The 12,872-nt window shown below is 30.1% G+C and carries 10 protein-coding genes and 1 other annotated feature; of the genes, 3 read left to right on the forward strand and 7 right to left on the reverse strand.

Annotation, left to right across the window (positions count from 1 at the left end):
- Positions 1–129 precede the first annotated feature (129 nt).
- Positions 130–417 carry a CC/Se motif family (seleno)protein gene (locus tag J2S72_RS01780; RefSeq protein ID WP_307494880.1) on the forward strand — a complete coding sequence of 96 codons (288 nt, stop codon included), beginning with the start codon at positions 130–132 and terminating at the stop codon, positions 415–417.
- A 2-nt stretch (positions 418–419) separates the two neighbouring features.
- On the opposite strand, the gene J2S72_RS01785 is transcribed toward J2S72_RS01780, so the two are convergent.
- From J2S72_RS01785 to J2S72_RS01815, 7 genes are all read right to left on the reverse strand, one after another.
- The gene (locus J2S72_RS01785) at positions 420–1,019 is read right to left on the reverse strand and encodes a histidine phosphatase family protein (protein ID WP_307494881.1); all 600 of its coding nucleotides are present in this window, start codon (positions 1,017–1,019) and stop codon (positions 420–422) included.
- Positions 1,016–2,011, reverse strand: coding sequence for an asparaginase (locus J2S72_RS01790; RefSeq protein ID WP_023054737.1), 996 nt, complete (start codon positions 2,009–2,011; stop codon positions 1,016–1,018). The genes J2S72_RS01785 and J2S72_RS01790 overlap by 4 nt, the downstream gene beginning before the upstream one ends.
- Positions 2,008–4,653 carry a valine--tRNA ligase gene (locus tag J2S72_RS01795; RefSeq protein ID WP_307494882.1) on the reverse strand — a complete coding sequence of 882 codons (2,646 nt, stop codon included), beginning with the start codon at positions 4,651–4,653 and terminating at the stop codon, positions 2,008–2,010. The genes J2S72_RS01790 and J2S72_RS01795 overlap by 4 nt, the downstream gene beginning before the upstream one ends.
- Positions 4,654–4,685: 32 nt before the next feature.
- Positions 4,686–4,870, reverse strand: a binding site (T-box leader).
- Between the two features lie 35 nt (positions 4,871–4,905).
- The gene (gene pepF, locus J2S72_RS01800) at positions 4,906–6,693 is read right to left on the reverse strand and encodes an oligoendopeptidase F (RefSeq protein WP_023054727.1); all 1,788 of its coding nucleotides are present in this window, start codon (positions 6,691–6,693) and stop codon (positions 4,906–4,908) included.
- Between the two features lie 8 nt (positions 6,694–6,701).
- Positions 6,702–7,691, reverse strand: a complete 990-nt coding sequence (trpS, locus tag J2S72_RS01805; protein ID WP_023054732.1) for a tryptophan--tRNA ligase — start codon at positions 7,689–7,691, stop codon at positions 6,702–6,704.
- A 7-nt stretch (positions 7,692–7,698) separates the two neighbouring features.
- Positions 7,699–8,976, reverse strand: a complete 1,278-nt coding sequence (locus J2S72_RS01810) for an amidohydrolase (RefSeq protein ID WP_023054725.1) — start codon at positions 8,974–8,976, stop codon at positions 7,699–7,701.
- A gap of 132 nt (positions 8,977–9,108) precedes the next feature.
- Complete coding sequence (locus J2S72_RS01815) at positions 9,109–11,709, reverse strand: copper amine oxidase N-terminal domain-containing protein (protein ID WP_307494883.1); 2,601 nt, start codon at positions 11,707–11,709, stop codon at positions 9,109–9,111.
- A 230-nt stretch (positions 11,710–11,939) separates the two neighbouring features.
- Here J2S72_RS01815 and rpsD point away from each other — a divergent pair, with 230 nt between their 5' ends.
- A complete protein-coding gene (gene rpsD / locus J2S72_RS01820; RefSeq protein WP_023055251.1) occupies positions 11,940–12,536 on the forward strand; it encodes a 30S ribosomal protein S4 in 597 nt (198 codons plus the stop codon).
- Between the two features lie 68 nt (positions 12,537–12,604).
- Entirely contained in the window at positions 12,605–12,865 is a 261-nt protein-coding gene (locus J2S72_RS01825) for a putative signal transducing protein (protein ID WP_023055209.1), read from the forward strand.
- Positions 12,866–12,872: the final 7 nt, after the last annotated feature.

Raw genomic sequence — 12,872 nt, forward strand, 5'->3', positions numbered from 1 at the left:
ACCCTAAAAAAATAAAAAACTAATATTAAGAATTCCCTTTTATAATTGTAACTTATATTTTCATTTTTACCCAAAAAATATTTAAGCCTAAGTCTTTTAAAATAATGTTATAATAAATGTGGTGATAATATGAAAATAATTTTTAGTAAGGGTACAAGAAAATATATTGAAGAAAAAAATATTAAAGCCCTAACTGTAGATATGGGGCTTACTGGTTGCTGTGGTGTTCATGGAATAGTTGATCCTGAAGTTAAAATCGGTGTGCCTGATGTTGGAACTTACAATCTTTATAAGGAAGATGGTTTGGATATATATGTTAATAAAACTTTGCGTTTTAAAGACGATACTATGACTTTTGTTTTTAATAACTTCTTATTTACAAAAAAATTAGCCGTAGACGGTTACGACTACGACTGATTTTAAATTGTGCTCCTATTATTTTTAGGGGCTTTTTTTATTATATTAAATTCTCCATTTTTGTAATCTATAATATTGTAGCTTGCGTTTCTTCTCACTCTGTTGTCCCAAAAATTATTTACATCTATTCCTTCAATGTAATTTAAAATTCCGCAAAGGGTAACTCCATGAGTAACTATAAGAACATCTTCATAAGATTTTCCTATTATAAATTCTTCAAAAAAATTTTTAACTCTTTCCATTAAATCCCAAAGAGATTCTCCATCTTTTCTTTGGTATTGTCCCGGATTATAAAAATACTTTTCATATAAATCCTTATCTTCAATTTTTATTCTTTCTAAATTTTTTCCGCTCCAGGACCCTACATCTATTTCTCTTAAGAGTTTTGTTTTTATAATTTCACTTTCCGGAGCTATTATTTTTGCACTTGTAATTGCCCTTTGAAGATCTGAAGAAAAAACTTTGTTGAAATTACTTTTTATAAGGCTCAAATCTTTTGCCATTTTTATTCCGTCTTCCGTTAACTGGGAGTCTAAAATTCCTTGGTTTATTTTTTTAACATTCCACTTTGTTTCAGAGTGTCTTGTTAAATATATTTTCAATCTTCACCTCTTAAAATATCCTTATTTATTTTTTTATAAAATAATTTTCTTACCTCATCATAATCTTTTGTAATGGCAAGTATCCACATTAATTTTACTAAACAGGCTTCAACGGTCATATCATAAGCTTCTATTACCTTTTGACTTTTTAAAAATCTATAACCTACTTCATAGGTCATGGCATCTGAGCCTTCAAGCATAACTTGAGTTGCTATTACTACTATTTTATCTTTATGCTTGTTTAATTCTTTTAAAAAGTTCCTTCTTGATTCAAAGGGTATTCCTCCTACCCCGTAAGTTTCAAGTATGACTCCGTCATAAAATTTAAAAATATAATTTAAAATGTCCGGCTCCATTCCCGGAGTTAATTTTAAATTAAAAACTTTAGGATTTAATTTATCATAAAATTTTACTTCTTCTTTATTTACTTCTTCATCTACGTAGCGATAAATTTTATTTCCGTCAATAAATGCCGCATTGGGATAGTTTATGGAATCAAAGGCTGAAAAAGATTTGCTTCTTAATTTTTTTGCTCTCGTTCCAACTATAGCTTTTCCGTCAAAAACTATATAAACACCTCTTACATTGTCCTCAGAGGCAAATCTTATGGCATCTTTTAAATTTTTTATCCCATCAGTTATTCTTTCACTTATGGGTTTTTGTGCTCCCGTTAAAATAATGGGCTTTTCGCTATTTTGTATTAAATATGAAAGAGCTGCTGCTGTAAATGCCATAGTATCTGTTCCGTGAGTTATGACAAAGCCGTCATAATCATAATTTTCTTTTATAACTTCGCTTATCTTTATCCAATGCTCTGGTTCTATATTTGTTGAATCTATATTTAATACTTGTTTTACTTTTACATTAGCAAATTCTTTTACTTCAGGAACAAATTTTAAAAGTTCATCTGCTTGAGTTGATGGGCTTAAACCCATATCTGTATGAACGGAGGCTATTGTGCCTCCTGTTGCTATTAATAATATATTTTTCATTTAATTTTTACTTCTACGTCTTTTAACCTTGCTTCTATTTGAAGGAGCATATCTTTATATTTTGCCAGTTTTTCTTTTTCTTCATCTACAACTTTTTTAGGTGCCTTGTCTACAAAGCCCTTATTGTTTAATTTTTTGTCTGCTCTTTCAATTTCGGATATTGTTTTTTCTCTGTCTTTTTTTAATCTTTCAAATTCTTCTTTATAATCAATTAATTCACTTAAAGGTAAAAGAAGTTCAGATCTGTCCAAAACTATGGAAATAAAATCATCTTCAATTTTTTCTTCAGCCATTTCAATGGCACTGGCAGAAGCTAAATTTATAATTTGATTTTTATTTTCCATAAATATTTTCTTTATTTGCGGATCAGAAGTCTTTACAAGAATCTTTGATTTTTTTGAATTTGCTATATTCATTTCAGCTCTTCTATTTCTTATTGCCTTTATAGCTTCTTTAATGTATTCAACTTCCCTTTCTTCCATAAATTTTAATTGTTCATTAAATTCAGGGAAAGTTTCAATTATTAAAGCTTCTTTTTCGTGAGGAATATGTCCGTAAATTTCTTCCGTTATAAAAGGCATGAAGGGATGAAGAAGTTTTAAAATGTCAGTTAAAACATAGAGAAGAACATTTTTTGCAACTTTTTTAGATTCTTCATCTTGTCCATAAAGTCTTGGCTTTACCATTTCTATATACCAGTCGCAGAAATTTTCCCAAATAAAATTATATACATCTGTTGCAGCAAGACCTATATCATATTTATCTATCTTTTCTCTAACACTTTTTATTGCATCTTGAAGAGTTGATATAATCCATTTATCTTCGTTTTCAAGCGATTCTATTTCTATTTTTTCAAGTTTTTCATCTTCATCAAGATTCATTATTACAAATCTTGATGCATTCCAAAGTTTATTTGCAAAATTTCTTGCCGATTCAACTCTTTCTTGATAAAATCTCATGTCATTTCCTGGAGAGTTTCCTGTTACAAGCATAAACCTTAAAGCGTCTGCTCCATAATTTTCAATAATTTCAAGAGGATCAATTCCATTTCCTAATGTTTTTGACATTTTTCTTCCTTGAGAATCTCTTACAAGTCCATTAAACAAAACTGTTTTAAAGGGAACTTGCCCCATTTGTTCAAGGGATGAAAATATCATTCTTGATACCCAGAAGAAAATAATATCAGGTGCAGTAACAAGGACATCTGTTGGGAAGAAATATTCAAGGTCTTTTGTTTTATCAGGCCAACCTAAGGTCGAAAAAGGCCAAAGAGCTGATGAAAACCAAGTATCAAGAGTGTCTGGATCCTGTTTTATTGTAAGACCCTTATACTTTTCATCTTTACTTGGGTCATTTCGTGAAACAATGGTTTCTCCCGTTTCTTCTACATAATAAACAGGAAGTCTATGTCCCCACCAAAGTTGACGTGAAATACACCAATCTCTAATATTTTCAAGCCAATTTACATAAATTTTTGCAAATCTTTCGGGAATGAAATCAATCTTCCCTTCTCTATAAGCTTCAAGAGCTGGTTTTGCAAGAGGTTCCATTTTAACAAACCATTGTTTTGAAATTAAAGGTTCAATTGTGGTTTTGCATCTTTCGCAAACTCCAACTTGGTGTGAATAATCTTCCACATGGCCAAAGTATCCCAATTCTTTAAAATCTTCAATTATTTTTTTTCTTGCTTCTTTTGTATTTAAACCTTCATATTTTCCTGCAAGAGAATTTAAAATTCCATCGTCAGTAAAAACTCTCTTTTGTCCCAGTCCATGTCTTTCTCCAACTTCAAAATCATTAGGGTCATGGGATGGGGTAATTTTTACAACTCCTGAACCAAAATCCATTTCTACATATTCATCTGCTATTACAGGTATTCTCAAATTATCCATTACAGGAATTAAAACATATTTGCCAATTTTATCCTTATATCTTTCATCATTAGGATTTACTGCAACTGCTAAGTCTCCTGGAATTGTTTCAGGTCTTGTTGTTGCTATTTCAATTTGACCGCTTCCGTCTTCAAAAGGGTATTTAAAATACCAAATGTGACCATTTTGTTCCTCATGTTCAACTTCAGTATCTGAAATAGCAGTTTTGCAATGAGGACACCAATTTATAATTCTATCTCCCCTATAAATAAGTCCTTTTTCATAAAGTCTTATGAAAACTTCTTCAACTGCCTTTGAAAGATGTTCGTCAAGAGTGAAACTATCCCTTGTCCAGTCGCAAGAAACTCCCAATTTTTTTAATTGATTTTTTATATTTCCGCCATATTTATAGGTCCATTCCCAGGCTTCTTCTAAAAATTTTTCTCTTCCAATTCCCTCTTTAGTTTTTCCTTCACTTTTTATTTTTTCAACAACTTTTGCTTCTGTTGAAATTGATGCGTGATCAGTGCCTGGAACCCAAAGAGTTGAATATCCTTCCATACGTTTTGTACGAATTAAAATATCTTGTATAGTGTTGTTTAAAGCATGGCCTATGTGTAAGTTTCCTGTTACATTTGGCGGCGGCATAACTATTGTAAAGGGTTTTTTATTTTCGTCTATTTCCGGTGTGAAATATTTTCCATCCATCCAAAATTTATAAAGTTTTTCTTCAAAACTTTTAGGTTCATAAGTTTTAGAAAGTTCTTTCATTTTTCCTCCTCATAAAAAAAGTCTCTCATCCAAATAAGGACGAGAGACGCGGTACCACCTTAATTCCTCAAATTTGAGGCTCTTTAAAATCTCTAACGGGATCATTCGCCTAAAAGGTGCAAAAAAGCAACCTTCACAAAAATTTTTAAAGTCTTTCACCAAACGACTTTTCTCTAAATAAAAATTTTTTGCTACTCCTCTTTTTTATTGCAAATTTAATATTTTTAATCTTATATTAAGAAATTTTTTTTGTCAATCAATAAGACTATCAATTTTATCTATAATGCTTCCAATATAATCTATTGTGTTCATAAGAGGTTGATCTTTTGTTATGTCAATTCCTCCTAACTTAGCCAGTTCAACTGGAGTTTTTCTACCTCCACTTTTTAAAGCTTTTTTCCAATCATTAACTGCACTTTGTCCCTCTTCATAAATTCTATTGGCAATATTTGTAGAGATTGTAAGACCTGCTGAGTAAGTGTAGGAATAAAGTCCCATAAAATAGTGAGGTTGTCTCATCCAAGTAAGTTCAGCTCCCTCATCCATAATAACTTCATCGCCCCAGAATTTTTTAAGAACATCAAGTTTTATTTTAGAAAGAATATTTTCAGTTATAGGTTGACCCTTATCTACAAGGTAGTAAACTTCCCTTTGATAAGCAGCTTCCAACAAGTGAGTTACAAAGTTGTGGAAATATGTGTTGCCAATTAAATAAGATAAAATATATCTTATGAATCTTTTATCTTTTTCATCTTTTAAAAGACCTTTTACAAGTAACACTTCATTACAAGTTGAAGGTGCTTCAATAAAATATAAAGAAGGTTCTTCTTCAAGAACTGAATTTTCTTCTTGAGCATAGTGGAAATGGCAACCATGTCCGATTTCATGAACAAGAGTGAAAAGTTCACTAAATTCCCCTGTCCAAGATAATAAAATATAGGAGCCTCTCTTATAGGGTGATGCACAAAAACCACCCGTTGATTTTCCAATGTTACTTGCAAAATCTGTCCACCTGTCCTTATAAGAACTCATGGCAATTTTCAAATAATCTTCGCCCATTACTGAAAGGACTTTTTCTACATATTTTTTTGAATCTTCAATATTTATTTTTTTGTTGTAATCAGCATCAATTGGAAGTTTTAAATCTGAAAATCTTATTTGGTCCAAATTATAAAACTTTTTAATAAGTCTTGCATAATGTCTCATGTGAGGTGCCAAATATTTCATTATTAAATCTATTTGTCTGTTGTACATTTCTCTTGTAACATCTTGACTGAAAAGATGATAATCAATAAGAGAATCAAAACCTCTTAAACTTGCTTGAGTTTTTTCAATGTTTAAATAATTATCATAAATGGCTGCAAAGGTATTTTTATATTTTTCAAGACCTCTACTGAAAGATTGAAAGGCTTTACGCCTAACTTCAGTGTCTCTGTGATATTGGTAATAATTTTCGTAGAGAACAAAAGAGTTTTTATAAACTTTTCCATCCACTTCAAAATCTTCAAAGGTCATATCTTCCATTTTTGAAGTATCATAGATTCTTATGGGAGAATCTAAAGTATAGGAAAATTTTGAAAGGAGAAGCTCCTTATCTTTATCTAAAATGTGAGGTTTCTTTCTTAAGATTTTTTCAATAAAGCTGTGAAGTTCTTTATAATTTTTCTTATAGTCTTCTATTATTTTTTCGTCTAAAGAAATTAAAATATCACTTACAATACTATTTGCTTGTGCCATTTTAGGATATTCCATATTAAATTTTGAATTTAATATTTTTGCATCTTCATCAGTAAGGTCTACTGAAAGCATAAGGGATACATAATTTGCAAGAAGAGATTCCTTTTCCTTATATTTTTCATAAAGTTTTAAAAGTTTATATAAGTCATCTTTATTTTCAACTTTTTTAAAATTTACAATTTCTTCTGAAATTTCCATTGCTTTTTGTAAATCTTTTTTATAATCGTCAGTGTTTTTATAAAGTCTGCTTAAGTCCCATTTTTCATTTTCAGGAACTTCAGATCTTTTTCTTAATCCTTCCATATTCACCTCTACTTAGGAATAAATCCCATTTTTTTAAATACTTTTCTTACAGTTTTTTCTGCCAAGTAAGAAGCTCTTTCGTCTCCGTCCCTATAAACCCTTTCAAGATAATCTTTGTCTTTTCTATATTCTTCGTATTTATTTCTAATGGGCCTTAGACCGTCCACAACCACCTGTGCCAGCTCTTCTTTAAATACTCCATATCCAACACCCTCATATTTTTTAACTATCTCCTGAGGGCTAAGAGAGCTTAGAGAGGAATAAATATTAATCAAATTTTTTATTCCCGGTTGCTCATCACTGTAATTAATAATTCCAACAGAATCAGTAACTGCTCTTTTTATTTTATTTGCAGTTGCTTTTTCGTCTTCAATAATAAAAATTGAAGCATTTTCATCTTTATCCGACTTACTCATCTTTGAACTTGGATCCTGCAAAGACATTATTTTTGCTCCTAATTTTGGAGTTAAAATTTCAGGAATTGTAAAAGTTTCAGAATATCTCGAATTAAATCGTTGAGCTAAATCTCTTGTAAGTTCAAGATGTTGTCTTTGATCTTCTCCTACGGGAACATAGGATGTTTGATAAAGTAAAATATCAGCAGCCATTAAAACGGGATAATTTAAAAGTCCGGCGTCCACTTCTTTTACTTTTTTAGATTTATCTTTAAATTGAGTCATTCTTTCCAGTTGTCCAAGACTTGTTATAGTATTTAAAAGCCATCCCAATTCCACATGTTGATGAACATGGGATTGAATATAAATAATAGATTTTTTTGGATCAAGGCCTGCAGCTAAATACAAGCTTAAAACATCGAGACTTGCCTTTCTAAGTTCTTGGGGAACTTGGGGAATTGTAATTGAATGCATATCAACAATACAGTAAAGGCAATTATATTCTTCTTGCAGCTCTGAAAAATTTGACAAAGCTCCTAAATAATTTCCAAGTGTCAACTTTCCGGAAGGTTGGATTCCAGAATATACAATTTTTTTATCCATACTTTTCCTACCTTTGTAATATAGAGTCCATTGCTTCTTGGGCTTTTTTTATAATTTCTTTTTCATCTAAAGTTAAAAGTTTTCTATTTTCCATTAAAAGTTTTCCATCAACAATTAAAGTGTCAACATCTTCAGAGGAAGCTGAATAACATAAAGCACTGATTAAATTATTTTTTGGCGTGAAATTTATTGAATTTAAATTAAAAAGTGTTATGTCAGCAAGTTTTCCTTCTTTAATTTCTCCTGAATTAATTCCAAAAGCTTCAGCAGCATTTATAGTTGCCATTTTCAAAACTTCAATAGCCTTTACTGCCGTTGCATCTTTTTCAACAGCCTTGTTTACAATGCTTGCAATGTGAATTTCTTCAACCATGTTTAAATTATTGTTTGAAGAATCTCCGTCAGTGCCTAAGCAAACTTTAATCCCCTTATCAAGCATTTTTTTAACAGGAGTAAATCCGCTTGCAAGTTTTAAATTACTTGTAGGATTGTAAACCGGGTAAAATTCTTTATCTTTTACTAAATCAATCTCTTTATCGGTTATATGAGTACAGTGAGCGGCAATTGTTGGTTGATCTAAAAATCCTATAGAATCACAAAATTCAATTGGAGTCATTTTTCTGTCACGAAGAGCATCCTCAACTTCTCCTTCCGTTTCAGAAAGATGTATGTGAACCCTATTTCCACATTCCTTTACAATAGAAATTGTGTCCTTTAAAAATTTATCCGTTGAAGTGTAAATTGCATGAGGACCTGGGAAAATCTTAATTCTTCCATTAGCCTTGCCGTCATAATTTTTATATAAATTTCTCATGTCTGCAAATCTTTCTTCAGGTGAAGGCGGTCCCATTAAATCTCCAAGTCCTCTTGTAAGCATACCTCTCAATCCGCTTTTTTCTGTGGCCTCCGCAACTCTATCCATTTCATAATACATGTCGCAAAAAGTTGCAGTTCCTGATTTAATCATTTCAACCATAGAAAGAAGGGTTCCTATATAAATGTCATCTGGAGTTAATTTAGCTTCAATAGGCCAAATTTTATCTTCAAGCCATTCTTTTAATTTATAATCGTCTGCATAATTTCTAAGTAAACTCATTCCAAGATGGGTGTGAGAATTTATAAAAGCCGGTACCGCCAATTTATCAGACCCATCGATTATTTTTTCATCTTCAATATCTAAATTTTGTCCAATCTTTTCTATTAAATTGTCTTTAATATAGATATCTACTTTTTCTAAAATTTTTCCATTTCTCACATCAAGTGCTTTAATATTTTTTATTAACATAACTTCTCCTAAAATAAATCTAAACTTTTAATTTCCTATTTTTACATTATATCAAATAGAAATTTTTTTGTTTACATTTAAAAATTCAATAATAAAAAATGCTCCAATAATTAATTATTGAAGCACATTTTTTTATTTTGTAATTACTATTTTTTGATCATCTTTAAACCATTCAACTTTTGCCCCAAGACTTTCTCCTATAAATCTTAGAAGTCCATAAGCCCTATTATTTTTTATAAAAATCGGATTTGTTAATTTAACTTCTTTTCCATTTACCCTTGCAAGGTTTTCTCCTATTTTTATTTCTATTGTTACTTTTTTCTTTTGTTCTTTTATCCTTACAAGCGAATTTTTTTCATCCCATTCAATTTTTGCTCCAAGGCTTTCTCCTATAAATCTTATAGGTACCATGGTTCTATTGTTTAATATTATCGGTGGAGTGTCATTTAACTTTTCCTGTCCATCAACAAGAAATTTTTTAGAATTTATTTTTAGGACAATTTCCTTTAAAACTATATTTTTTTCTTCCTTGTTTATCTCTTCTACTTTTTTATTTTGACTTATTATGGAAAAATATCCGTAATCCCCCCTTTTTTCTTTTATTTTTTCAGGTTCGTTTATTTCTTTTACATAAACTTTTATATTTATATGGTCGATTTCTTTTTCATTTGGATTATCAGAAAGATATTTTGCTTCAAAAGATTTTTCTCCTAAACTGTCTAAAGAAATTTTTCCATTTTCCCAGGAAAAACCCTTAGGAAGTTTTACGTCTGAAAGCTTATCTCCTAAATTAGCTGCAAGATTTTCAGGAATTGTGTAAGTTGGATCTGCCTTTTCTATTTCCCAAGGAATTTCTTTTATATTTTTACTTTCATCCTCCCAAATATATCCTTCTTTAAGTTCTGCTTTTGCTATATATTTTCCAGCATTTGTCCCCTTATTTTCTGTAAGCTTATAGCCTTCTTTTTCACTTACTCCTGTTTTTTCATTTCCATCGTAAATTAATTCTAAATTTGCCTTTGGAATTTCTACTTTAACAAGAGGTTTTTCTTTGACTTTTATTTTTAAACTTATTTTTTTACTTTTATAGTTTGTTTCATCTTCTGGAGTAAATATTGCAGTAAAAGATTTTTCTCCTAAACTGTCTAAAGAAATTTTTCCATCTTCCCAGGAAAAACCCTTAGGAAGTTTTACGTCTGAAAGCTTATCTCCTAAATTAGCTGCAAGATTTTCAGGAATTGTGTAAGTTGGATCTGCCTTTTCTATTTCCCAAGGAATTTCTTTTATATTTTTACTTTCATCCTCCCAAATATATCCTTCTTTAAGTTCTGCTTTTGCTATATATTTTCCAGCATTTGTCCCCTTATTTTCTGTAAGCTTATAGCCTTCTTTTTCACTTACTCCTGTTTTTTCATTTCCATCGTAAATTAATTCTAAATTTGCCTTTGGAATTTCTACTTTAACAAGAGGTTTTTCTTTGACTTTTATTTTTAAACTTATTTTTTTACTTTTATAGTTTGTTTCATCTTCTGGAGTAAATATTGCAGCAAAAGATTTTTCTCCTAAACTGGCTAAAGAAATTTCTCCATCTTCCCAGGAAAAACCCTTAGGAAGTTTTACATCTGAAAGCTTATCTCCTAAATTAGCTGTAAGATTTTCAGGAATTGTGTAAGTTGGGTCTGCCTTTTCTATTTCCCATTCCAAATATCTTTCTTCTATTTTGTGGTTATCGCTCCAGGCGTATTCATCTGAAGGCTTTATCAGGGTTTTATATTTTCCTGCATTAATTTTTTCATTTTCTGTTAAGAAAACATACTTTGTATCTTCATTTATACCTTTTTGAATTTTACCGTTGTAAACAAGACCCGTATTAACTGAGGGCACATCAACTAATTTTTTAGGTTTAAATTCCTTAGTGTAAAAATATTTAGTTGAATCTTTTACAGTAATTGCACTTGTAAAACCACCATTATAGCATTCATTACCATTTAATTTTCCTTGTGTATCTTCAATTAATACATAACTATCCGATTTACATTCAACAATAAATGCTAATTTATATCTTCCCTCTTGGAAAACTTGATCTGTGCATATACCCCATTCTTTTCTATCTTCATTATATTTGTACCAGACATGTCTATCGTTAGAAACTTCCAATCCCTTTGCTCTGTCTATGTCTGATAGTATAAAATTATAATCTTTTCTTACCTTATCGCCTATGACCGGTGGGGAAAATTCTTTACAGCTTATATTTATTTTATCTATCTTTTCTCTATTGTCCTTTGCTAAAAATTCTTTTGTGACAAATTTTCCTTGGGAATAACCTTGTCCAACAATATATGATTCATAGTAACTGCATTCTTCTCCGTTCATTTTAATCTTAGTGTCTTTGGAAATATAATATTCATTTGAATTGCAATACACCATAAAGCTTATTCTATATTTTTTATCTTTAGCAAAATTTTTTATCTTAGATTTAATATCCTTCCAATTTTTATTTGTAAACTCTTGCCATGTCATAATCGCGCTTATACCATTAGCCTCAGACTCAAATTTAAAATTTCCCCTTGGAATTTCTCCATAGGCTTCTGGATTTTTAAACCAATCTGCGATAAGATTTATTTCCTTAATGGGCTTTCTTGTTTCTTCTGCAAATGTACTTACTTTTGTAAAAAAGCATAAACTTAAAATTATAAGTAAAACAGCTAAAAATCTTTTACAATTTTTTTTCATAAATGTCACTTCCTAAACACTTTATATTTATTTTATTAAAAATCTTTTATTTACATTTTATCAAAAAAAAGTTTTAATATAAGTTTTTTGAATAAATTTATAAAAAATATTGTTTAGGTCCTCGAAATTTTAAAAAATTTTTAAAATTAAGTTTACAAAAATTAAGATTTTCTGTATAATATTTAAGGCTCTAATTATCGCGGCAAGATTAAATTAGGAGTGAATTTATAATGGCAAAAATGATGGGACCTAGATTTAAATTATCTAGGAGATTAGGTTTGAATGTTTGCGGTCACCCGAAAGCAGCTAAAAGAATGACTAAGGGAACTGCAAGAAGCGATAAGAAATTAACTGAATACGGAAAACAACTTTTAGAAAAACAAAGACTAAGAGCTTACTATGGGGTTCTTGAAAGACAATTTGTAAATCTTTTTAAAGAAGCAAAGAAATCTAAAGAACAAACAGGTCCGGCTTTAGTTCAATTCCTTGAAAGAAGACTTGATAATCTTACTTATAGAATGGGTTTTGCAAGTTCTATAAGACAAGCAAGACAAATGGTAACTCACGGACACATTTATGTAAATGGAAAAAAATTAAACATTCCTTCTTACAGATGTAATGCTGGTGATGTAATCGAACTTTCTCCAAGAGGAAGGAAAACCGATTTGTTTAAAGAAAACTACGAAACAAACTTTGTTACAAGTTATCCTTATATTTCTAAACAAGAAGGCTTTAAAGCAACTTTAGTATCTCTTCCAAATAGAGAAGATATACCTGTAGAAATAGAAGATCAATTAATCGTAGAATTCTATTCTAAGAATATGTAATATAGAAACTCCCTTTTCTGGTGGGGAGTTTTTTTATTTTTGTGGTATAAATTTTATGAGGTGATTTTATGAAAGATCCTAAGTTTATAAAACTTTTAACTGTTTCTGACAGGGTAAGATTTGATTTGATTAAGGGAATTTTTGAAGAAGAAAATATTCCCTATCTTGTTAAAGATGATGAAGCTGGAAGCCTTATGCGAATTATAGGTGGCTTTTCAAATTATGCTGCAAGTTTTTTTGTTCCAGATTTCCTTTATGAAAAAAGTAGAAATATAATTGCAGAAGATTTTGAAGGAATAGAATTCGATCCCTATGAAGAGGAAAAATAAAACAAAA

The sequence above is a fragment of the Peptoniphilus koenoeneniae genome (assembly GCF_030812875.1).
Lineage (GTDB): Bacteria > Bacillota > Clostridia > Tissierellales > Peptoniphilaceae > Peptoniphilus_B > Peptoniphilus_B koenoeneniae.